Origin of the sequence: Streptomyces sp. NPDC008313, assembly GCF_042956125.1 — a bacterium.
GTDB lineage: Bacteria > Actinomycetota > Actinomycetes > Streptomycetales > Streptomycetaceae > Streptomyces.
Genome location: NZ_JBIBFR010000023.1, coordinates 13,723 through 36,190, shown reverse-complemented (window position 1 = coordinate 36,190; position 22,468 = coordinate 13,723). Strand labels below are relative to the sequence as shown.

At 73.6% G+C, this 22,468-nt stretch carries 19 protein-coding genes; 6 read left to right on the top strand and 13 right to left on the bottom strand.

The genetic code is table 11. From position 1 onward, the window contains the following. Positions 1–183 precede the first annotated feature (183 nt). The gene (locus ACFY93_RS26905; protein WP_391363649.1) at positions 184–975 is read left to right on the top strand and encodes an N-acetylmuramoyl-L-alanine amidase; all 792 of its coding nucleotides are present in this window, start codon (positions 184–186) and stop codon (positions 973–975) included. Between the two features lie 24 nt (positions 976–999). Here ACFY93_RS26905 and ACFY93_RS26900 read toward each other — a convergent pair whose 3' ends face one another. From ACFY93_RS26900 to ACFY93_RS26865, 8 genes are all read right to left on the bottom strand, one after another. Next, positions 1,000–1,518, bottom strand: coding sequence for a DUF4240 domain-containing protein (locus ACFY93_RS26900; protein WP_391363808.1), 519 nt, complete (start codon positions 1,516–1,518; stop codon positions 1,000–1,002). A gap of 178 nt (positions 1,519–1,696) precedes the next feature. Then, positions 1,697–4,399, bottom strand: coding sequence for a pyruvate dehydrogenase (acetyl-transferring), homodimeric type (gene aceE / locus ACFY93_RS26895; RefSeq protein ID WP_391363647.1), 2,703 nt, complete (start codon positions 4,397–4,399; stop codon positions 1,697–1,699). A gap of 367 nt (positions 4,400–4,766) precedes the next feature. Then, complete coding sequence (locus tag ACFY93_RS26890; protein WP_391363645.1) at positions 4,767–5,390, bottom strand: FCD domain-containing protein; 624 nt, start codon at positions 5,388–5,390, stop codon at positions 4,767–4,769. 185 nt (positions 5,391–5,575) lie between these two features. Beyond that, entirely contained in the window at positions 5,576–7,375 is a 1,800-nt protein-coding gene (gene sucB, locus ACFY93_RS26885; protein WP_391363643.1) for a 2-oxoglutarate dehydrogenase, E2 component, dihydrolipoamide succinyltransferase, read from the bottom strand. 140 nt (positions 7,376–7,515) lie between these two features. Further along, entirely contained in the window at positions 7,516–8,904 is a 1,389-nt protein-coding gene (gene lpdA, locus ACFY93_RS26880; RefSeq protein ID WP_391363641.1) for a dihydrolipoyl dehydrogenase, read from the bottom strand. A gap of 270 nt (positions 8,905–9,174) precedes the next feature. Beyond that, a complete protein-coding gene (locus ACFY93_RS26875; RefSeq protein WP_391363639.1) occupies positions 9,175–10,707 on the bottom strand; it encodes a leucyl aminopeptidase in 1,533 nt (510 codons plus the stop codon). A gap of 345 nt (positions 10,708–11,052) precedes the next feature. Beyond that, positions 11,053–11,688, bottom strand: coding sequence for an RDD family protein (locus ACFY93_RS26870; RefSeq protein WP_391363637.1), 636 nt, complete (start codon positions 11,686–11,688; stop codon positions 11,053–11,055). Between the two features lie 213 nt (positions 11,689–11,901). Beyond that, positions 11,902–12,684, bottom strand: coding sequence for an adenosylcobinamide-GDP ribazoletransferase (locus tag ACFY93_RS26865; protein WP_391363635.1), 783 nt, complete (start codon positions 12,682–12,684; stop codon positions 11,902–11,904). Between the two features lie 69 nt (positions 12,685–12,753). On the opposite strand from ACFY93_RS26865, the gene ACFY93_RS26860 reads away from it, so the two are divergent. After that, positions 12,754–13,530 (top strand): hypothetical protein, encoded by a 777-nt coding sequence (locus tag ACFY93_RS26860; protein ID WP_391363634.1) that lies wholly within the window; start codon positions 12,754–12,756, stop codon positions 13,528–13,530. Here the strand turns inward: ACFY93_RS26860 and ACFY93_RS26855 are convergent. Then, complete coding sequence (locus ACFY93_RS26855) at positions 13,508–15,367, bottom strand: phosphatidylglycerol lysyltransferase domain-containing protein (RefSeq protein WP_391363632.1); 1,860 nt, start codon at positions 15,365–15,367, stop codon at positions 13,508–13,510. The genes ACFY93_RS26860 and ACFY93_RS26855 overlap by 23 nt on opposite strands. Positions 15,368–15,632: 265 nt before the next feature. Continuing rightward, positions 15,633–16,805: a nicotinate-nucleotide--dimethylbenzimidazole phosphoribosyltransferase gene (cobT, locus tag ACFY93_RS26850; RefSeq protein WP_391363630.1), complete on the bottom strand. Its 1,173-nt coding sequence runs from the start codon at positions 16,803–16,805 to the stop codon at positions 15,633–15,635. A gap of 149 nt (positions 16,806–16,954) precedes the next feature. Here cobT and ACFY93_RS26845 point away from each other — a divergent pair, with 149 nt between their 5' ends. Then, the gene (locus tag ACFY93_RS26845; protein ID WP_391363628.1) at positions 16,955–17,923 is read left to right on the top strand and encodes a methyltransferase domain-containing protein; all 969 of its coding nucleotides are present in this window, start codon (positions 16,955–16,957) and stop codon (positions 17,921–17,923) included. A 33-nt stretch (positions 17,924–17,956) separates the two neighbouring features. Here ACFY93_RS26845 and ACFY93_RS26840 read toward each other — a convergent pair whose 3' ends face one another. Then, positions 17,957–19,153, bottom strand: a complete 1,197-nt coding sequence (locus ACFY93_RS26840) for a bifunctional adenosylcobinamide kinase/adenosylcobinamide-phosphate guanylyltransferase (protein ID WP_391363626.1) — start codon at positions 19,151–19,153, stop codon at positions 17,957–17,959. Positions 19,154–19,268: 115 nt separating this feature from the next. Between ACFY93_RS26840 and ACFY93_RS26835 the strand changes: the two genes are divergently transcribed. Beyond that, a complete protein-coding gene (locus ACFY93_RS26835) occupies positions 19,269–19,481 on the top strand; it encodes a hypothetical protein (RefSeq protein ID WP_391363624.1) in 213 nt (70 codons plus the stop codon). Between the two features lie 113 nt (positions 19,482–19,594). Here the strand turns inward: ACFY93_RS26835 and ACFY93_RS26830 are convergent, their stop codons facing one another. Together ACFY93_RS26830 and ACFY93_RS26825 are read right to left on the bottom strand one after the other, a co-directional pair. Further along, a complete protein-coding gene (locus ACFY93_RS26830; RefSeq protein ID WP_391363805.1) occupies positions 19,595–20,308 on the bottom strand; it encodes a methyltransferase domain-containing protein in 714 nt (237 codons plus the stop codon). An 80-nt stretch (positions 20,309–20,388) separates the two neighbouring features. Beyond that, the gene (locus ACFY93_RS26825; protein WP_391363621.1) at positions 20,389–21,015 is read right to left on the bottom strand and encodes a DUF3043 domain-containing protein; all 627 of its coding nucleotides are present in this window, start codon (positions 21,013–21,015) and stop codon (positions 20,389–20,391) included. 285 nt (positions 21,016–21,300) lie between these two features. Here ACFY93_RS26825 and ACFY93_RS26820 point away from each other — a divergent pair, with 285 nt between their 5' ends. Next, on the top strand, positions 21,301–22,098 hold the full coding sequence (locus ACFY93_RS26820) for a PspA/IM30 family protein (RefSeq protein ID WP_391363619.1): 798 nt from the start codon (positions 21,301–21,303) through the stop codon (positions 22,096–22,098). Between the two features lie 46 nt (positions 22,099–22,144). Beyond that, a complete protein-coding gene (locus ACFY93_RS26815; protein ID WP_391363617.1) occupies positions 22,145–22,423 on the top strand; it encodes a hypothetical protein in 279 nt (92 codons plus the stop codon). The last annotated feature ends 45 nt before the right edge of the window (positions 22,424–22,468 follow it).

The window sequence follows — 22,468 nt, the reverse complement described above, 5'->3', positions numbered from 1 at the left end:
GGGTCCCCGGTCACGCGCGGGCCCTTTGATACGCGCCGTGCGGGCTCACTGATCAGTCCGTGTCCGCGCGGGCCGCGCGCACGCCCGCGTGGACCTGTAAGAACGTGTCCCACCGGCCCGATGGTTCCACCGGCCGGCCCAGCTCGCCTCGCGGCGCGCGCGCGTCGGGGTGAGGGTGGGCGCATGCGTGTCTTCCGGAGAGGGCGAGGGCCGCGCATACCCCGGGCCGCCTGGGTGGCGCTCGGATGTGTGCCCGCGCTGATCGCCGTCGTGGCGCTCGTGCTGTGCGCGGTCGACGTGGGCGGTGCGCGGGAGAAGGCCGGCCCGCCGGTCGCCGCGCGGCCCGCCGTCGCCCACTCGGCGCCCCGGCCGCAGATCGTGCCGAGGTCCCGCTGGGCGGACGGGAGCATGCCGGACCAGCCGCCCGCCCGCTACGACGACCGGGTCGTCGCCGTCTTCGTGCACCACACGGACTCCCCGAACGGCTACGACTGCGCAGACACCCCCGTCATCATCCGCCGTCTGTACGAGGGCCAGGTCGGCGCCCGGCACTGGGACGACATCGGCTACAACTTCCTGGTCGACCGCTGCGGCACCGTCTACGAGGGCCGCGCGGGCGGCACCGGCCGGGCCGTCACCGGCGCCCACACTCAGGGCTTCAACCACCGCACCGCCGGCATCGCGGCCATCGGCACGTTCACGGCGGGCGCGGCCGTCCCGCGGGCGATGACCGACGCGATCGCCGCCGTGGCCGCCTGGAAGCTCGGTCTCTCGGACATCGACCCGCGCGCCGGCGTACGCCTCGTCTCCAGCAACAGCCTCAGCCGCTACCCGAAGGGCGCGGTCGCGACCCTGCCCGCGATCGCGGGCCACAACGCGGCGTTCAGCACGAGCTGCCCGGGCGCGGCCCTGACCGCCCGCCTCCCCGAGATCCGGGAACGGGCCGCCCGCCTGCAGGGCAGGCCGCCGTCCTGAGCCCCGGCACCCGCCGGGGCGGCCTCAGGACCTGAAGCGGTCCCACAGTTTCGGGTAGCGCTCGGCGAGCACCGCCTCGTCCTCGAAGTCGAGCGGGGTGCCCTCGGGTTCGGGGCCGGGGGCGGGGACGCCCAGGTCGGGGGCGACGACACCGGTGAGCTGTTCGAAGGCCTCGTCCGCCGCGTAGCCCAGTTCCTCGCCGTCGCCGTCCAGGTCCTCGTCGAAGTCGGGGAGCAGGTCGGCGAGCGAGTCCGGGTCGTGCACGGCGCCCTCGAAGACCTCCCGGCCCTGGCCGATCAGCCAGCACCGGAAGAAGTCGAACGCGTCGTCGCTCGCCCCGTCCAGCAGCACCCAGGCCGCTCCCCACAGGTCCCACCGGTACGCGCGGTTGTAGCGGGCCTCGAAGTGACGGGCGAAGTCGACCACCGATTCGGGGTCGAGCCCGCTGAGCCGTTCGACCAGCAGATCCGCGTGCTCCTCGGGGTCGCCCTCCGCGGCCTCGCGGGTCGTGTCCACCAGCTCCCAGAACTCCGTCTCGTCCATCACGGGTCCAGCATCGGGCCTCGGCGGGAGGGACGCACGCGGAGTACGGCAGATTGTTATCAGCGCACGTGCCGACGGAAAGTCCGGGCAGGGGGGCGGTACGCCGAAGGACGTGGCGGAACGCCGAAGGGCGCGGCGGCCGGAGCCACCGCGCCCCACCGGTGCGTGAACGACGGGCCTACAGGCCGTAGCGCTCGCGCGCCTCCTTCACCGCCGAGGCCGGGACCTCGCCGCGGCGGGCGAGCTGGGCCAGGGCCGCGACGACGATCGACTGCGCGTCGACGCCGAAGTGACGACGGGCCGCCTCACGGGTGTCGGACAGGCCGAAGCCGTCCGCGCCGAGCGAGGCCCAGTCCTGCTCGACCCACTGCGCGATCTGGTCCGGGACCTGGCGCATGTAGTCGGAGACCGCGAGCACCGGGCCCTCGGCGCCCTGGAGCGCCTGGCGGACGAACGGCACCCGCTCCTCGCCCCGCAGCAGCGCCGCGTCCGCGTCCATGGCGTCGCGCCGCAGCTCGGTCCAGGACGTCGCGGACCACACGTCGGCGGCCACGCCCCACTCCTCGGCGAGCAGCTTCTGGGCCTGGAGCGTCCAGTGGATGGCCGTACCGGAGCCGAGCAGCTGGATGCGCGCCGCGTCGGCCGCGGGCGACAGCCCCGCCGTCTCCGCCGTGTTGAAGCGGTACAGGCCCTTGACGATGCCCTCGTCGATGCCGGGGACGGCCGGCTTGGCGGGCTGCGGCACCGGCTCGTTGTAGACCGTCAGGTAGTAGAAGACGTTCGGGTCCTCGTCCGGCGCGGCCTCGCCGAACATGCGGCGCAGACCGTCCTTGACGATGACGCCGATCTCGTACGCGAACGCCGGGTCGTACGTCATCGCCGCCGGGTTCGTCGCGGCGATCGCCGGCGAGTGACCGTCGGCGTGCTGCAGGCCCTCGCCCGTCAGCGTCGTCCGGCCGGCCGTGGCGCCGACGAGGAAGCCGCGGGCCAGCTGGTCGCCGGCCTGCCACATCTGGTCGCCGGTGCGCTGCCAGCCGAACATCGAGTAGTAGATGTAGAACGGGATCATCGTCTCGCCGTGCGTCGCGTACGACGTCGAGGCGGCGATGAACTCGGCCATGGCACCGGCCTCGGTGATGCCCTCGTTGAAGATCTGCCCGTTCGTGGCTTCCTTGTAGTACATCAGCTGGTCGCGGTCGACCGGCTCGTACGTCTGTCCCTTGGGCGAGTAGATGCCCAGGGACGGGAAGAGGCTCTCCATGCCGAAGGTGCGCGCCTCGTCGGGGACGATCGGCACCCAGCGCTTTCCGGTCTCCTTGTCGCGGACCAGGTCCTTGACCAGGCGGACGAACGCCATGGTGGTGGCCACGTTCTGGGTGCCGGAGCCCTTGTCGAACGCGGCGAACGCCTTGTCGGCCGGCTGCGGGAGCGGCGCGACCGGGTGCAGACGGCGGGCCGGGGCCGGGCCGCCGAGGGCGGCGCGGCGCTCCTGGAGGTAGCGGACCTCGGGGGAGTCGGCGCCCGGGTGGCCGTAGGGCACCTGGCCGTCGACGAACTGCGCGTCGGAGACCGGGAGGCCGAGACGGTCCCGCATCGCCTTGAACTCGTCCACCGTCAGCTTCTTCATCTGGTGGTTGGCGTTCTTCGACGCGAAGCCCTCGCCGAGGGTGTGGCCCTTGACGGTCTGGGCCAGGATCACGGTCGGCGCGCCCTTGTGCTCCACGGCCGCCCGGTACGCGGCGTAGACCTTGCGGGCCTCGTGGCCGCCGCGCGAGAGGTGGAAGCACTCGAGGATCTTGTCGTCGCTCAGCAGCTTCGCCATCTCGGCGAGTGCCGGGTCCTTGCCGAAGAAGTCCTCGCGGATGTAGGCGGCGTCGCGCGTCTGGTACGTCTGCACCTGCGCGTCCGGTACCTCGCGCAGACGGCGGACCAGCGCGCCCGTGGTGTCGAGCTGGAACAGCTCGTCCCAGGCGGTGCCCCATAGGGACTTGATCACGTTCCAGCCGGCGCCGCGGAAGAGGGCCTCCAGCTCCTGAACGATCTTGAAGTTGGCGCGCACCGGACCGTCGAGGCGCTGCAGGTTGCAGTTGATGACGAAGGTCAGGTTGTCCAGGCCCTCGCGGGAGGCGAGGGTGAGCGCGGTGGTGGACTCCGGCTCGTCCATCTCGCCGTCACCGAGGAACGCCCACACGTGGGAGTTCGACAGGTCCTTGATGCCGCGGCTGGTCAGGTAGCGGTTGAACCGCGCCTGGTAGATCGCGGAGATCGGGCCGAGGCCCATCGACACCGTCGGGAACTCCCACAGCCAGGGCAGCCGGCGCGGGTGCGGGTACGAGGGCAGGCCGTTGCCGCCGGCCTCGCGGCGGAAGTTGTCCAGCTGCTGCTCGGAGAGCCGGCCGTCGAGGAAGGCGCGGGCGTAGATGCCCGGGGAGGCGTGGCCCTGGATGTACAGCTGGTCGCCGGAGCCGTCGCCCTCCTTGCCCTGGAAGAAGTGGTTGAAGCCGGTCTCGTACAGCCAGGCGGCGGAGGCGAACGTGGCGATGTGGCCGCCGACGCCGTGCTTGCTGCCCCGGGTCACCATGGCGGCCGCGTTCCAGCGGTTCCACGCGGTGATCCGGCGCTCCATCTCCTCGTCACCGTCGACGGCCGGTTCGGCCGCGGTGGGGATGGTGTTGACGTAGTCCGTCTCGAGCAGCTTGGGCAGCGCCAGGCCGGCGCCCTCGGCGCGCTCCAGCGTGCGCCGCATCAGGTATGCGGCCCGGTGCGGCCCGGCCGCCTGGGTGACGGCGTCCAGGGAGGCCTGCCATTCGGCGGTCTCCTCCGGGTCCCGGTCGGGGAGCTGGTCGAGCGCGCTCGGCTGGATTGCGGTGGGGTCGGTCATTGCGCCGCCTTCCGGAGTCGAAGGGGGTGCCCGTGAAGGGGGTTCCTTCGACGGTCTCCCTCAGCGGTAAGGGGTGGGGGTTGCCCTTGGTCTTTGGCAGGACAGGGCGGCGGGCTCCGGTGCTGTGACACCGTGCGGCTTCCGCCGCGTGGCCCGCCGATGACTGTAACTCCCTGATCGATGATCGATCAAAGGATTGTTGGCCAAAACCTCTTCATATCGAGAAAGTCGGCACGCGGTGCCTCCGGGCCAGGCACGCGGTGCCTCGATTTCGAAGGATTTTCCGAAGGTTTCCGCAGGTGAGCGCCGGTGCGCTCCGTTGTGCCGACCGCCCCGCGCGCGGCGCTTCCGCCTCCGCCGGGCTCGCTCAGGGCCGCGGCGCGCAGCCCAGGACGTGTGCCTTCACGAGGTCGGCGATCAGCGGGTCGCGGCTCCGGAAGGCGTTCACGAGCGCCTCGTGCTCCTCCGCGTACGACTGCTGGACGGTGCCCAGCCAGCGGATCGACAGCGCCGTGAAGACCTCGATGCCCAGGCCCTCCCAGGTGTGCAGGAGGACGGAGTTGTCCGCGGCGCGCACCAGCTCGCGGTGGAAGGCGACCGTGTGCCGCACCTGCCCGGTGCCGTCGGCCAGCCGGTCGGCCTCGTACAGCGCGGCGACGTGCGGCTCCAGCGCCGAGCAGTCCCCGGCGAGCCGCTCGGCGGCCAGCTCCGCCGCGATGGCCTCGAGACCGGCGCGTACGGGGTAGCTCTCCTCCAGGTCCGCCGCGGTCAGGTTGCGGACCCTGACCCCCTTGTTGGGGGCCGACTCGATCAGCCTCAGCGACTCCAGCTCGCGCAGCGCTTCGCGCACCGGCGTCTGGCTGACCTCCAGCTCGGTGGCGATCCGGCGCTCCACGATCCGTTCGCCCGGCTTCCAGCGCCCGCTCACGATCCCCTCCACGATGTGCTCGCGGATCTGTTCGCGCAGCGAGTGGACGACGGGCGCGGTCATGAGGGCTCCTTAGCGGGGGCGGGACCCAGGGACGTTGACTTCTAGACAATACGGCCGTGACGCCGCCGCACAGGGGCGCACAGCGGCCCTTTCACGCAGGTGAGACGAGACTTACACGGCCCGCAACGGACGACGCCCCCGTCCGGGGGTCCGGACGGGGGCATCGCACTGGCGTGTGCCGGGGACTACAGGCCGAGCTCGACCTCGAACTCGCCGGCCTCCAGGATCGCCTTGACCGCGGTCAGGTAGCGGGCGGCGTCGGCGCCGTCCACCAGACGGTGGTCGTAGGAGAGCGTCAGGTACGTCATGTCGCGGACGCCGATGACCGTGCCCTCCTCCGTCTCGATGACGGCCGGACGCTTGACCGTGGCACCGATGCCCAGGATCGCGACCTGGTTCGGCGGCACGATGATCGTGTCGAAGAGCGCGCCGCGCGAGCCGGTGTTGGAGATCGTGAACGTCGCGCCGGACAGCTCGTCCGGGGTGATCTTGTTCGCCCGGACCTTGCCCGCCAGGTCGGCGGTGGCCTTGGCGATGCCGGCGATGTTCAGACCGCCCGCGCCCTTGATGACCGGGGTCATCAGACCCTTCTCGGAGTCAACGGCGATGCCGATGTCCTCCGAGTCGAAGTACGTGATGGTCCCCTCGGCCTCGTTGATCCGGGCGTTGATGACCGGGTGGGCCTTCAGCGCCTGGGCCGCCGCCTTCACGAAGAACGGCATCGGGGAGAGCTTGACGCCCTCACGGGCCGCGAAGGAGTCCTTCGCCTGCGCGCGGAGCTTCATCAGGCGGGTGATGTCGACCTCGACGACCGAGGACAGCTGGGCCTGCTCGTGCAGGGCCTTCACCATGTTGTCGCCGATGACCTTGCGGATGCGCGGCATCTTCACGGTCTGGCCGCGGAGGGGGGAGACCTCCAGGGCCGGCGCCTTCTTCGCGGCGGACGGCGCGGCGGACGGAGCCGGCGCGGCGGCCTTCGCGGCCTCGGCGGCGGCGACGACGTCCTGCTTGCGGATACGGCCGCCGACGCCGGTGCCCTTGACGGAGCCCAGGTCGACGCCGTTCTCGGCGGCGAGCTTGCGCACCAGCGGGGTCACGTACGCGCCCTCGTCACCGGAGACCGCGGCGGACGCCGGGGCGGCGGCCGGGGCGGGAGCCGGAACCGGGGCGGAGGGGACCGGCTCGGGAGCCGGGGCCGTCTGCTGCTGCGGAGCCGGGGCCGTGGGGGCCTGCGGCGCCGGGGCGGCCGGGGCGGGAGCCGGAGCGGCGGGAGCCGGGGCGGGAGCGGCCGGGGCGGCGGCCGGAGCCGGAGCCGGAGCGGCGGGCGCCGCGGGGGCGGCCTGGGCCGGGGCGGCACCGGGAGCGCCGATGACGGCCAGCTTGGCGCCGACCTCGGCGGTCTCGTCCTCGCCGACCGTGATCTCCAGGAGCACACCGGAGGTGGGCGCCGGGATCTCGGTGTCGACCTTGTCGGTGGAGACCTCGAGCAGCGGCTCGTCGGCCTCGACGCTGTCGCCGACCTCCTTGAGCCAGCGGGTGACGGTGCCCTCGGTGACGCTCTCGCCGAGCGCCGGGAGGACCACGTCGGTGCCCTCGGCCGAGCCGGCGCCGGAGGCGGCCTCGGCGGTCGGGGCGGGAGCCGGAGCGGCCACGTCGGTGGACGGCGTGGTCTCGGGCGCGGGCGCCGGGGCGGCCTGGGGGGCGGGCTCGGCGGCCGGGGCGGGAGCCTCGGCGGCGGGCGCGCCCGTGCCGTCGTCGATGACGGCCAGCTCGGCGCCGACCTCGACGGTCTCGTCCTCGGCGACCTTGATGGAGGAGAGGACACCGGCGGCGGGGGAGGGGATCTCGGTGTCGACCTTGTCGGTCGACACCTCGAGCAGAGGCTCGTCGGCCTCGACGCGCTCGCCCTCGGCCTTCAGCCAGCGGGTGACAGTGCCCTCGGTGACGCTCTCGCCGAGCGCCGGAAGGGTTACGGAAACCGCCATGGTTTCTGTTGCTCCTTATGTGGGGTCTCCCCCTGCTCGAGCGCTGTCGAGAGCTCGGGGAAGGTGCGGAAGTCTGTGGTCGTACGCCCGCGTGCGACGCGGTGACGGGCCGGCACGGGCCGCGCGGGCCCGTGGCCGGATCAGTCGTGCGAGTGCAGCGGCTTGCCCGCGAGGGCCAGGTGGGCCTCGCCGAGCGCCTCGTTCTGCGTCGGGTGGGCGTGGACGAGCTGGGCGACCTCGGCGGGCAGCGCCTCCCAGTTGTAGATGAGCTGGGCTTCGCCGACCTGCTCGCCCATACGGTCGCCGACCATGTGGACGCCGACCACGGCACCGTCCTTGACCTGGACGAGCTTGATCTCGCCCGCGGTCTTGAGGATCTTGCTCTTGCCGTTGCCCGCGAGGTTGTACTTCAGAGCGACGACCTTGTCCGCACCGTAGATCTCCTTGGCCTTGGCCTCGGTGATGCCCACGGAGGCGACCTCGGGGTGGCAGTACGTCACCCGGGGCACGCCGTCGTAGTCGATCGGGACGGCCCGCAGACCGGCCAGACGCTCCGCCACCAGGATGCCCTCGGCGAAGCCGACGTGCGCGAGCTGGAGCGTGGGGACGAGGTCGCCGACGGCCGAGACGGTCGGGACGTTCGTCCGCATGTACTCGTCGACCAGGACGTAACCGCGGTCCATCGCGATGCCCTGCTCCTCGTAGCCGAGACCGGCCGAGACCGGGCCGCGGCCGACGGCGACGAGCAGGACCTCGGCCTCGAACTCCTTGCCGTCGGCCAGCGTGACCTTCACACCGTTCTGGGTGTACTCGGCCTTCTGGAAGAACGTGCCGAGGTTGAACTTGATGCCGCGCTTGCGGAAGGCGCGCTCAAGAAGCTTGGAGCTGTTCTCGTCCTCGACCGGGACGAGGTGCTTGAGGCCCTCGATCACCGTGACCTCGGAACCGAAGGACTTCCACGCGGAGGCGAACTCGACGCCGATGACGCCGCCGCCGAGCACGATCGCGGACTGCGGGACGCGGTCCAGGACCAGCGCGTGGTCGGAGGAGATGATGCGGTTGCCGTCGATCTCCAGGCCCGGCAGCGACTTCGGCACGGAGCCGGTCGCGAGGAGCACGTGGCGGCCCTGGACGCGCTGTCCGTTCACGTCCACGGAGGTCGGGGAGGAGAGACGGCCCTCACCCTCGATGTAGGTCACCTTGCGGGAGGCGACCAGACCCTGCAGACCCTTGTAGAGGCCCGCGATCACGTCGTCCTTGTACTTGTGGACGCCCGCGATGTCGATGCCCTCGAAGGTGGCCTTGACACCGAACTGCTCGCTCTCGCGAGCCTGGTCGGCGATCTCACCGGCGTGCAGCAGAGCCTTCGTGGGGATGCAGCCGTTGTGCAGGCAGGTGCCGCCGAGCTTGTTCTTCTCGATCAGGGCGACGTCCAGACCAAGCTGCGCCCCGCGCAGCGCCGCGGCGTAACCGCCGCTACCGCCGCCGAGGATCACTAGGTCGAAAACGGTGCTGGCGTCGTTCGCCACGTCACGTCCTCCATGCATGTGCGCCGTAGCCGGGTCATGCGCCCCTTCGGGACGTGACCGATCGGTCGGCTGGTGTCCGGCCGCTCTTTCTTCGGCCCTGTGGTGGGGGCCCTGTCCTGCCGAGAACCCATCTTCGCACTTGTCGGCGGGCCACGGGACGCCGGGCCGGTGTGTGAGATGTCCCATGCCCGCGCGACGGGCGTACGGCCCCGGGCTCGCCCGGGGCCGTACGCGGCGCGTGGGTTCCCCCGTGCGGGGGCCGGCCGGGCGTCAGCCCAGGTCGCCCGCCGCGGTCAGCTCGGCCAGCCGGACCAGGGTGCGGACCGCGGAACCGGTGCCGCCCTTGGGGGTGTAGCCGAAGGGGCCCTGCTCGTTGAAGGCCGGGCCCGCGATGTCGAGGTGCGCCCAGGTGATGCCCTCGCCGATGAACTCCCGCAGGAAGAGGCCGGCCACCAGGCCGCCGCCCATCCGCTCGCCCATGTTGGCGATGTCGGCGGTGGGGGAGTCCATGCCCTTGCGCAGGTGCTCGGGCAGCGGCATCGGCCAGGACTCCTCGCCGACCTCCTCGGCGGCCTCCACGATCGCGCCGCGGAAGGCGTCGTCGTTGGCCATGACACCGAAGATGCGGTTGCCCAGCGCGAGGACCATGGCGCCGGTCAGCGTCGCCACGTCGACGATCGCGTCCGGCTTCTCCTCGGAGGCCCTCCACAGCGCGTCGGCGAGGACGAGGCGGCCCTCGGCGTCGGTGTTGAGGACCTCGACGGTCTTGCCGCTGTACATGCGCAGCACGTCACCCGGCCGGGTGGCGGAGCCGGAGGGCATGTTCTCGGCCAGCGCGAGCCAGCCGGTGACGTTGACCTCCAGGCCCAGACGGGCGGCGGCGACGACCGCGGCGAACACGGCGGCGGCACCGCTCATGTCGCACTTCATCGTCTCGTTGTGCCCGGCCGGCTTCAGCGAGATGCCGCCCGAGTCGTACGTGATGCCCTTGCCGACGAGGGCGAGGGTCTTGTCCGCCTTGGAGCTCGTGTACGAGAGCCTGACCAGGCGGGGGGCGGCGGCCGAACCGGCGCCGACGCCGAGGATGCCGCCGTAGCCGCCCTTCTCCAGCGCCTTCTCGTCGAGCACCTGCACCTTGATGCCGTGCTCCTTGGCCGCCGCCTGCGCGACGGCCGCGAAGGCGGCCGGGGTCAGGTCGTTCGGCGGGGTGTTGATGAGGTCGCGGGCGCGGTTGAGCTCCTCCGCCACGGCGACGGCGCGCTCGACGGCCGCCTTGTACGCCTTGTCGCGGGGCTTGCCGCCGAGCAGCACGGCCTCGGCGAGCGGGGCCTTGCCGTTCTTCGCGTTCTTCCCGCCGCTCCTGGCGGTCTCCTTGTACGCGTCGAAGGAGTACGCGCCGAGCAGCGCGCCCTCGCCGACGGCGCCCGCGTCGGCGGCGTCCTGGGCCGGCAGGGCGAAGGCGGCCTTCTTGGCGCCGGCGAGCGCGCGGGCCGCGGCACCGGCCGCGCGGCGCAGGATCTCGGCGTCGAACGTCTCGTCCTTCTCCGGGACCGCTCCCAGGCCGACGGCCAGCACGACCGGCGCCTTGAAGCCGGACGGAGCCGGCAGCTTCGTCACCTCGCCCTCGGCGCCGGCGGCACCCAGGGTCTCCAGGATGCCGGCGAGCCCGCCGTCGTACGCCTGGTCCACGGCCTCGGCGCCCGGGGCGACGACCGGCCCCTTGGCGCCCTTCGCGACACCGACGACGATCGCGTCGGCCCGCAGGCCGGACACTGCGGCGGTGCTGAGAGTGAGAGCAGTCACGGTGGTGAAATCTCGCTTCCGTTGAGTTGCTGTGGTCGGAGGGATGGGCCGACCGGCCCGGAGCGCGCCCCGAGGAGCGAACCCGGAGGGCAGCCTAGATCGGAGCGGAACGGCGGCCGGGACCGGGCCGGAGAAGTACCGGGGACGAGCCTACGCGCGAGGCGGCCTCCCGCCCGGCCACGCGGTCCGGCGCACCGGCCGGAAGGGGGCGCGGGGCGGACGCCGGGAACCCGACGGGGCCCGTGCGCGGGTACGGGCACGGGCCCCTGCCGGTGCCGGGAGCGGCCCCTTCGCCGGTACGCCGGAAGGGATGAGGCCCGTGCGGGCGCTCGCCGGGCCCGATGGTCAGAAGGTGTGACCGGGAGGCACGGACACGGGAGCGGCCGGCGCCACGGCGGCGGGCGCCGCGACCCCGAGGCCCGACACCGCGGTCCGGGCCAGCCGGTCGGCCAGCGAGCGGCGGCCCGGCGAGAGCACCGGCAGCGCGTTGAGGCAGAAGAGCGCGACCGCGACGGCCCACACGAGCACCGAGAGGACGAACTCGCCCTCGACCAGCAGGACGCAGGCCAGCGCGTAGACGGCGACGTCGGCCGTCGTGGTCACCGCGGCCCGCAGCGCCGTACGGTGCCGGACGCCCGGGCCGGCGGGGCCGACCCGCAGGCCCAGCAGCGCCTTGCCGAGGGTCCGTCCGGTGAGGGCCAGCGCGGCCCACTGGTAGAGGAAGGCGGCCGCCACCAGCAGGGCGAACGCCTCCTCCACGTACAGCACCGACTTGTCCCACAGCGCGATCCCGAAGCCCTCGGAGGCGTCCACGAGGTCGCCGCGGGAGGTGAGCAGGTCGAAGCCGCCCCGGGTCGTCAGCTCGGGGATGTCCGTGACGAGCGCGGATATCCGGTGGAAGGTGAGCACGGCGAGCCCGGACGCCGCCGCCAGCACCAGTGCGAAGTCGATGAGCCAGGCCGCGAAGCGGCGGGATTTCAACACAGGAGTCCCCCGATCTGATCCTCTGTCCGTCCGAGCGGTCAGATTAGTGGCCGGGGCGGCACCGGGCGCCGGATCGCCCGCGTTCGTTTCAGCCCGGTGACACAAGGCCGCTGCCCGGCGACACGAGCGGTCCCGGGCCCCGGTGGGAGACGGGTCCGGCCCGGTGGGAGAAGGCCCCGGTGACGGCGGTACTCGGCGTGACGGCGGTACTCAGCCCAGGGACAGCACGACGAGCGCCGCCGTCGCCGCCGTCTCCGCGACGCCGCCGAAGACGTCGCCCGTCACCCCGCCGAAGCGGCGCACGCAGTGCCGCAGCAGGAGCTCGGCGGCGGCGCAGGCCACCGCGACGGCCACCGCGCAGCGCACGGCGTCGTACCCCCCGGTCAGCACCCCCGCGCCCGCCGCGGCGGCGGCGACGACTGCCGCCGCCGCCAGTGCGCCGCGCACCGGCACCGTGCCCGCGACCGCCGCGCCCAGCCCCTCCGGCCGGGCCGGGGGCACGCCCGCGCGGGCGGCCAGGGTGAGCGCGAGACGGGCGGCAGTCGCCGCGACGGCCGCCGCGAGCGCGCCGCGCGCCCACGAGCCCCCGTACGCCTGGAAGAGGGCCGCGACCTGGGCGAACAGGACCAGCAGCAGGGTGATGACGCCGAAGGGGCCGATGTCCGACTGCTTCATGATCCGCAACGCGTCCTCGGCGGGTCTGCCGCTGCCGAGTCCGTCCGCGGTGTCCGCGAGCCCGTCCAGATGCAGACCGCGGGTGAGCGCGGCCGGGACGGCGACGGACGCCACGGCGGCGAGCAGCGGACCCGCGCCCAGCCACAGCAGCAGCACGCCGGGCACGGCGGCGCAGACGCCGACGGCGAGCCCGGCCAGGGGGGCGCAGACCATTCCGGCGCGCGCGGCGGCGCGGTCCCAGCGGGTCACCTCGACGGGGAACACGGTGAGGGTGCCGAAGGCGAAGCGGAGGCCGTCGGGGAGCGGGGTCTTGGACACCGGCGCAGGCTACCCGGCGGGCGCCCGGGCGCCGGAGGCGGCCGCGGCCAGGACGTCTAAAGTGCACATATGGGACATTGGCTGTACCGGAACATCCTCGAACCGGGCAAGCTGCCACTGCTGCTCGCGCTCGCCTCGTTCGTGGTGACGTTCCTGGCCACCCGCGTCGTCGTCCGGCTCATCCGCGCCGGCAAGGGTCCCTTCGGCAACGTCAGGACGGGCGGCCTGCACATCCACCACGTCGTGCCCGGGGTGGTCCTCACGGTGGTCGGCGGGTTCGGCGCGGTGGCCACCGGCCGGCACGGCTTCGGGGCGGGGCTGTCCGCCGTGCTCTTCGGCATGGGCGCCGGTCTTGTGCTCGACGAGTTCGCGCTGATCCTGCACCTCGACGACGTGTACTGGAGCGAGGAGGGGCGCAAGAGCGTCGAGGTCGTGATCCTGACGGCCGCCCTCGTCGGCCTGATGCTCATCGGCTTCGCCCCGTTCGGCGTGAACGAGCTCACCGACCAGGAGGTGAGCAACCGCGGGGGCGCCATCGTCTCCGTCGTCCTGAACTTCCTCCTCGCGCTGCTCGCCCTCAGCAAGGGCAAGGCCCGGGTGGCGGTCCTCGGCGTGATCGTCCCGCTCGTCGCCCTCGTCGGCGCGATCCGGCTGGCCCGCCCGGACTCGCCGTACGCCAGGCACCTCTACGGACGGCGGCCGCGCGCCCGCGCGAAGGCACGGCTGCGCGCCTTCCACCACGACCGGCGCTGGGCGGGGCCACGGCGCCGGTTCCAGGACTGGATCGGCGGCACGCCGGACCCCGATCCCGAGCCCGCCCGGCTCACGGGGCGGGGACCCCACTGACACAGCGCTCGCGGGCGGGGCCGTCGGCGCCCGGCTCCCCGCCGCCCGGGCCCCCTCCGGACGGCGGCCGGGACCGGTGGGACTCCAGATGCCTGCGGTGCAGCCACTTCGGCAGCCCCGGAGCCTCCAGGAAACCCTCCGCGCGCGCCGAGGCGAGAGCGATGCGCGGCAGGTCCGCGCTCTTCTCGAAGAGCAGGAACCGCGGCTCCCAGATCGGCCGGTACTTGGCGTTGGCGCGGTACAGCGACTCGATCTGCCACCAGCGGGAGAAGAAGGTGAGCAGGGAGCGCCACAGCCGCAGCACCGGACCCGCGCCCAGCCGGGCGCCCCGTTCGAACACGGAACGGAACATCGCGAAGTTCAGCGAGACCTGGCCGATCCCGATCTCCGCGGCGCGCCGCAGCAGTTCGATCACCATGAACTCCACGAGCCCGTTCTCGCAGTCCCGGTCACGGCGCATCAGGTCGAGGGAGAGCCCGTGCGGCCCCCACGGCACGAAGGAGAGCAGCGCCCGCAGCGCGCCGTCGGCGTCCGTGCACTCGAGCATCACGCACTGCCCGTCCGCCGGGTCGCCGAGCCGGCCGAGGGCCATCGAGAACCCGCGCTCGGTCGCCCCGTCGCGCCAGTCGTCGGCCCGCCGCAGGAGGTAGGCCATCTCGTCGGCGGGGATGTCGGCGTGCCGCCGGACCCGCACCGTGTACCCGGCGCGGCCCACCCGGTTGTAGGCCTGGCGGACGGTGCGCATGGCCCGCCCCTCCAGGGTGAACTCGGCGATCTCCACGACGGCCTCGTCGCCGAGTTCCAGGGCGTCCAGTCCGTGCCGGGCGTAGACCGTGCCCGCCTCCTCGCTCGCCCCCATCACCGCGGGGATCCAGCCGTGCGCGCGGGCCTCTGCCAGCCACGGCTCGATGGCCCCGGGCCACGCCTCGAGATCGCCGATGGGGTCTCCGGAGGCGAGCGACACCCCGCCCACCACCCGGTAGGCCACCGCGGCCTTGCCGGTCGGCGACCAGACGACGCTCTTCTCCCGGCGCAGCGCGAAGTAGCCGAGCGAGTCGCGCTCGCCGTCGCGGTCGAGCAGCGCCCGCAGCCGCCGCTCGTCGTCCTCGGTGAGGGGGTCGACCGCGCGCCGGGACCGGAAGGCCGCGTACAGCACGGCGAGCAGCAGCAGCGTGCTCATCACGTTGACGGCGACGTCGGCCCAGTTCGGCGTGGTGATGCCCGGGAAGTGCGCGTCGTCGGCGGCGACGGAGACGAGGCGCAGGGTGCCGTAGCGCCAGCGGTCGGCGAAGGTGGAGCGGGCCGCGTCCGGGTCGTGGTTGGTCGCGGTCACCAGGAGGGCGGCGAGCAGGGAGGAGACCAGCAGCCCGCCGAGCGCGACGGCCGCGGCGAGCCTCGGGTTCGACCGGTCGCCCTTGGCGTAGAACGCGCTGCGCCCGACGGCGAGGGAGCCGACGAACGCCGTGGTGAGGACGAGGGAGACCCAGTTCTGCGGGTGGCGGCGGATCTCGGGGAAGGCCATCGAGAACGCGAACAGCAGCAGGAACAGCCCGCTGAGCACCAGGTTGAGGATCCACGCGGCCCGCTTGCGCCTGCGCATCGTGATCGCCAGGAACATCGTGAAGGCGCCCGAGGCGAAGCCCGCCGTGAGCAGGTACGGCGTGAAGTAGTTCTCGATGTTGTGCCGGCGCAGGTCCTGCCCGAGGGACACCCACACCGCGCTCAGGAAGTTGACGAACGCGACGGCGCGCAGGTACCAGACGGCGAACGCGGCGGCCCGCGGTGCGGCTCCGGTACCGCTGCGCTCCCGCCCCGGAGCGAGTCGGACATCTCCCATGAACCGGGATCATATGGGGCGCCGTCGCTCGGGAGCGGAACGAATCCCCGCGCAGCGGCTCGGGGGCGTACGGCGGGTGCGGTGCCTCTCCCGCCGCGCGGGCGCCGTGGAGGCACGGGGGTGGGAGGCGCCGGCCCGGCACCTCGGGCGCCCGGCCGGCCCGGGCGCTCCGCCGGACCCGGGCCGCGGCGTTCGCCGTGACGGCTTCGCCGGGCCTGGTCGGCCCGGGCCTCGCGGCGGCCCGGCCCGACGCGGCCCCGGTGCCTCAGCCGTTCCCGGCCACGGGAGGCGCCTGCGCGGCGTCCCCGGCCTCCGCGATCGCCGTGTCCGCCGTGTCCGCCGCGTCCCCGTCGTCCTCGGCGGTCTCCTCGGCCTTCGCCTCCTCGGCGTCGTCCGGTGCCACCGGCAGCTCCGCCGCGAGGGCCGCGGCCGCCTGGACCATGGGCAGCGCCAGGAGCGCCCCGGTGCCCTCGCCGACCGTGACTCCGTGGTCGAGCAGCGGTTCCAGCGCCATCCGGTCCAGCGCCTTCGCCTGCGCCGGCTCACCGCCGGCCTGCCCCGCGAGCCACCAGTCCGGCGCCCGGAACGCGACCCGCTGCCCGACCAGGGCGCAGGCGGCCGACACGACGCCGTCGAGGACGACCGGCATCTTCCGCACCGCGCTCTGCAGCAGGAACCCGGTCGTCGCCGCGAGGTCGGCCCCGCCGACCGTCGCGAGCAGCTGGAGCTGGTCACCGAGGACCGGCCGGGCCCGGCGCAGCGCGTCCCGTACGGCGGCGCACTTGCGCATCCAGGCGAGGTCGTCGATGGCCTGCCCGCCCCGCCCCGTGACCACGGACGCGTCGGTCCCGCAGAGCGCGGCGACCAGCACGGCCGCCGCCGTCGTCCCGCCGACGCTCAGGTCGCCGAGCACCACCAGGTCCGTACCGGAGTCCGCCTCCTCGTCCGCGACGGCCATGCCCGCCCGGAACGCCGCCTCCGCCTCGTCGGGAGTCAGCGCGTCCTCGATGTCGATACGCCCCGATCCGCGCCGCACCCGGTGGCGCACGACCTCGTCGGGCAGGCTCGCCGGGTCGCAGTCCAGCGCCATGTCGACCACACGCACCGGCACGCCGAGGCGCCGGGCGAGGACCGACGCCGGACTGCCGCCCTCCAGGATGGTCCGCACCAGCCGCTCGGCGCTGCCCGCGGGGCGCGCCGACACGCCGAGGGCGGCAATCCCGTGGTCGCCCGCGAAGAGCACCAGCCGGGGGCGCTCGATCGCCCGGACCGGCACGGCGGACTGCGCCCCGGCCAGCCACTCACCCAGTTCGTCGAGCCGGCCCAGCGACCCGGGCGGCACGATCTGGCGCTCCCGGCGGGCCTCGGCGTCGCGGCGCACACCACCGTCGGGGCGCTCGATCAGATCGGAGAAGTCGTCGAGATTAAGCGAGCTCATTCGCCGAACAGTACCGGCAGCGATCGAACACGGCCGCGCCACGTCGTTGCGCCCGCGAGCACCATCCCATACGTTCCGTTTGCCTCGGATTGTCATATCCCGCGACCCCCGGCCCGCCGACCGCCCCGCCGCCGTTCTCAGGAGCGCCCATGCCCCCCACACCGCAGGCGAGCCCCGAGGAGCACGCCCTGTCCGGCGCACCCGCCCCGGACGCCGCGCCGCCCCCGCACGGGACGCCCCGGGACGACTGCCCCTGGTGCGGTTCCCGGTGGCTGCGCACCCGGCTGCGCCGGCGCGGGCCGGTCCCGTCCCGCGTCGACGCCTGCCGCGAGTGCGGGCACGCCTTCCGCAACCCGGCGCCCGCCGCCGCGACACCGGACGCGGACCGCCGGCGTCCAGGCCCGGAGCCCGCCGAACGGCTGCCCGGCGCCCCCGGCGGGCGCGGGCGCGCGCTGGCCGCCGCCCGCGTCATGCTGCGCCACGCCGAACCGGAGAGCTGGCTCGACGTCGGCACCGGGTACGGGCACTTCCCGGCCGTCGCCAAGGAGGTCCACCCGTACACGGCGTTCGACGGCCTCGACGCCACCCGGCGCGTCGAGCGGGCCCGTGCCGCGGGACGGATCGAGGAGGCGCACCTCGGCGCCCTCACCGACCCGGGCGTCGCCGCCCGGCTGCGCGGGCGCTACGACGTCGTCAGCATGATCCACCACCTGGAGCGCACCGCCGACCCGCGCGCGGAACTGCGCGCCGCGCTCACCGCCCTGCGCCCCGGCGGCCATCTGATCGTCGAGGCGCCGGACCCGGACTGCGCGTACGGCACGCTGCTCGGCCGCTGGTGGGTGACCTACCGCAGACCGCGGCACCTGCACCTGCTGCCGCTGGACAACCTGGTGTGCGAACTCGACTCCCTGGGCTGCGAGGTGGTCGACGAGGACCGCGCGGCACCCCATGTCCCGTACGACCTGACGGGCGCCGTGACCCTCGCCTTCGGCCGGTCCCTGCCCGCCGTGCCCCTGCTGGCCGCCGCGCTGGCAGCGGACCACGCCCTCGCGCCCCTGGTGCGGGGCACCTGCTTCTCCAACGCCTACCGGATCGTCGCCCGCGGCCCGGACCGCTGACGGGCACTCACCCCGCCGGCCGCCCGGCGCCGTTCACCGCAGGGTCAGCGCCTGCCCCGCCACGACCAGCAGGACGTGCTCGCACTCCGCCGCCAGCGCCGCGTTGAGGCGTCCCAGTTCGTCGCGGTAGCGGCGGCCGGACGCCGTGGCCGGGACGATGCCCGAACCGACCTCGTTCGAGACGGCGACGATCGTGCGGCGGGTCCGGCGCACGGCGGCCGTCAGCTCCTCGACGCGGGCCCGCAGCGCGCGTTCCCCGCCGCCCGACCACTCGGCGTCGTCCCACGCGTTCACCGAGTCCATCGCGTCCGTGAGCCACAGCGACAGACAGTCGACGAGCAGCGGCGGCCCGTCCTCCTCCAGGAGCGGGACCAGGTCGCAGGTCTCGCGGGTGCGCCAGGACCCCGGGCGCCGCTCCCGGTGGGCGTGCACCCGGGCCGCCCACTCGGTGTCCCCGCCGCGGGCGCCGCCCGTGGCCACGTACAGCACGTCCGGGAAGCCCTCCAGACGCCGCTCCGCCTCCACCGACTTGCCGGACCGGGCCCCGCCGAGCACCAGGGTCCGTCGCGGCACGTCCGGTACGTCCTCGTAGACGCCGACGATCAGCGTCGTGCCGTCCGGCACCGCCCGCGCCCCGGCGGCCGCGAGCCGGCGCCGCAGTTCGTGGCCCGGCGGCACGTCGTGGCCGAGGTGTGCCGCGATCACGTCGGTCGTCGGGCCCACGGCGCCCACGGCACGCAGCCGCGCCAGTGCGTCGGGCCGCCCGACGACGTCGGCGACCAGCATGTCGTACGCCCGTGCCGTCTCCTCGAGGCCCGCGGGCGCCGCGCCCGGCGGCAAGTACAGCAGCCGCTGCCCGTCGGGGCCCGTCACCGCGTACCCGGTGCCCGGCGCGTCCATCGGCACGGCCCGGACCCGGTGCCCCGTCAGCAGCGCCAGCTCCCGCCCGTCGGGGACCCGGGCGGGCTGCGGGAGCCCCGCGGGCACCTCGACGGCCGGCCCGTCGTGCGGGTGGGAGAGCAGCACCTGCCGCACCCCGCCGAGCGGGCGGCCGGCGCGGGCGGCGGCGAACGCCGCGCCGGGCGTGAGGTCGAGCAGCAGCGTGCCGTCCACCAGCAGCGCGGTCGCCGCCCGCGCGTGCGCACCGAGCGCGGCGGTGCAGGCCGCGCAGGGACAGTCGGGACGGGGGAGGCCGTCAGGGGCGCCGGTGCCGAGCAGAGTCAGTTCCACGCAGCCGATCTTCCCGTGTCCACCCGGGTCTTGCGCGTCCGGCTAGGCTTTCGAAGCCGGAGAGGGATCTTGTCCTCCTCCCGCACGCACTGTGTTCACACCCTTGGAGGCGTACATGGCGGCATGGACGTGGCGGTTCGAGAAGACCGACGGGGCGGAGGTGCAGCCCGCGGTGCAGCCGGAGGAGTTCACCACGCAGGGGGACGCGGAGTCCTGGATCGGCGAGCACTGGAAGGACCTTCTCGAAGGGGGCGCGGACCAGGTCCGGCTGTTCGAGGACACCACGGAGATCTACGGGCCGATGAGCCTGCACGCCGAGGAGGCGTGAGCGGTCCCCGTGCGTCGTCCGGCCGTCGGGGCCCGTCCCCGGCGGCCGGCGCCGTGTGCGGACGCCCGTACTCGACGGCCGGCGCCGTGTGCGGGGCCTGAGAACCGTCCGTCTCAGCCGCGCACGCCGCACAGGTGCAGCAGCGCCGCCACCCGGCGGTAGGGATCGGTGCGCCCCGCCCGTTCCTCCGCGGCGAGGAGGTTCTCCGCGTCCTCGGCGCTCTCCGTAAGCGTCGCCCCGTCCGGCGCGGTGTCCGTGAAGACCCGCACCCCGTACCAGGTGTGCAGCGGCGCGCCGATCCCCGCCAGCGTCGCCGTCAGCGTCGCCAGCCGGTCGGCGCGGACGTCGAGCCCCAGCCGGTTGCGGTACTGGACCGTGTCGAAGCCGCCGAGCGCGCCCGCCCAGTCCCCGGACAGCCCGGCCCGCATGGCCAGCGCGTCGCCGTTCCGTACGAGCAGCGAGAGCAGCCCGCCGGGGGCGAGCATCCGGGCGAGGCCCGCGAGCAGGGCGTCGGGCTCCTCCACGTACATCAGGACCCCGTGGCAGAGGACCACGTCGAAGCTGCCGGGCAGGAAGTGCACGCCGGTGTCCCGGCCGTCACCCTCGATGAGGCGCACCCGGCCCCTGATGCCCTCGGGCTCGGCGGCCAGCGCCTCACGGGCCACGGAGAGCATCCGCGCGTCCTGCTCGACACCGGTGACCTCGTGCCCGGCGCGCGCCAGCCGCAGCGCCTGGGTGCCCTGGCCCATACCGACGTCCAGCACCCGCAGCCGCCGGCCGACCGGAAAGCGTCCCGCTATCTGCTCGTCGAGCTGCCGGGCGACCAGCTCCTGCCGTACGGCGTCACGCAGACCGCCGATCCCGCGCAGCCAGGCCTTCGCGGCCCCCCCGGAGAAAGATGTCGTGCTCAGGGCCGCTCTCCGCGCTTGACCTGCGGCTTCGGCAGCCGGAGTCGACGCATCTGGAGGGTGCGCATGAGCCCGTAGGCGACCGCGCCCTTCCTGGACTGGTCGGGGAAGCGCGCGTTCAGCGCCTTCTTGATGCGGAACGCGAGGAGGATCGAGTCGAGCACGATCAGCACGATCACGATCAGCCACAGCAGCAGCGCGATGTTCTGCAGCGAGCCCACCCGGACCATGCTCAGCACCAGGATGATCACCGCCAGCGGCAGGAAGAACTCGGCGACGCAGAACCGGGAGTCCACGAAGTCGCGGACGAACTTGCGCACCGGTCCCTTGTCACGGGCGGGCAGATACCGCTCGTCACCGCTGGCCAGCGCCTGGCGCTGACGCTCCATCTGGGCACGGCGATCGTCACGCTGACGCTTGGCGGCCTCCTTGCGCGACGTCGGCGTGTTGGCGACGCTGCGACGCTGGGTCTGGGCCTCACTGCGCTTGGGCGTGGGGCGGCCCTTGGGGGCCTGCGGATCACGGGGCTGCTTGGAGTCGGTCACCTGCGCCTTGGCGGCGGGGGCCTTCTCTTCCTTGGCACGGCTACGGAACACAAAACCCAAGGGTACGGGGTGCCGGAGCATGGACGTCCGCCGAGTGGGGAACGATCCGGCAACACCCCGCGTCCTTAGGGGGACAGAGGGGACGTTGCGCGCGGTTCACCCGGAGGAACGGCGGAAAATGTCGCGGAAGGGCAGGGTGACCCCGAGAGCCGCCTACTCCCTGGGCCGGACCGGTGCCCCGCGCACTCGTCCTTGGGGATGAGCGCATCCGTCCCCGAACAGTGCGGTAATGGATGTGGACCCCGTACCGTGGGTCGTGTTGCAGTCGCTGGAGCTGGAAGTCGTAGAAGGGGGCGCGCGAAGCCCATGAGCGGTGTCATGAAGCGTATGGGGATGATCTTCCGCGCGAAGGCGAACAAGGCCCTTGACCGGGCCGAGGACCCGCGCGAAACCCTCGATTACTCCTACCAGAAGCAGCTGGAGCTGCTGCAGAAGGTGCGCCGCGGCGTCGCCGACGTGGCGACCTCCCGCAAGCGGCTGGAGCTGCAGCTCAACCAGCTCCAGTCCCAGTCGTCGAAGCTGGAGGACCAGGGCCGCAAGGCGCTCGCGCTCGGCCGCGAGGACCTGGCCCGCGAGGCGCTGTCCCGCCGCGCCGCGCTCCAGCAGCAGGTCACCGACCTGGAGACGCAGCACCAGACGCTGCAGGGCGAGGAGGAGAAGCTCACTCTCGCGGCCCAGCGGCTCCAGGCCAAGGTCGACGCCTTCCGTACGAAGAAGGAGACCATCAAGGCCACCTACACCGCCGCCCAGGCGCAGACCCGCATCGGGGAGGCGTTCTCCGGCATCTCCGAGGAGATGGGCGACGTGGGCATGGCCATCCAGCGGGCCGAGGACAAGACCGCCCAGCTCCAGGCGCGCGCCGGCGCGATCGACGAGCTGCTCGCCTCCGGTGCCCTCGACGACCAGTCCGGCATGGCCAAGGACGACATCCAGGCCGAGCTTGACCGGCTCTCCGGTGGTACGGATGTAGAGCTGGAGCTGCAGCGGATGAAGGCGGAGCTCGCCGGAGGTCCGTCGTCGCAGCAGCAGGCGATCGAGGGCGGTACGGGCCAGGGGCAGCAGTCGCAGCAGCCGCAGGACACCCCGCGCTTCGACAAGCAGTAAGCAGCACGCAGGCACGACGACACCGCTCACGTCCGAGGAGGGCGACATGATCGTACGGATCATGGGGGAGGGGCAGGTGAAGCTGGAGGACACCCACTTCGCCGAACTGAACGAGCTGGACGACCGGCTGCTCGCCGAGATGGAGGGCGGCGACGAGGAGGGCTTCCGCCGCACCCTGCGCGCCCTCCTGGACGAGGTCCGCCGCCGCGGCACCCCGTTGCCCGACGACGCCCTCGAACCCTCGGAGCTCATCCTCCCCTCCCCGGACGCCACCCTGGAGGAGGTCCAGGCCCTGCTGACGGACAACGGCCTGCTGCCGGGCTGACCCCGTCAGGGCCCGACCTGCCTGGCCCGACCCGCCCGGCCCGAC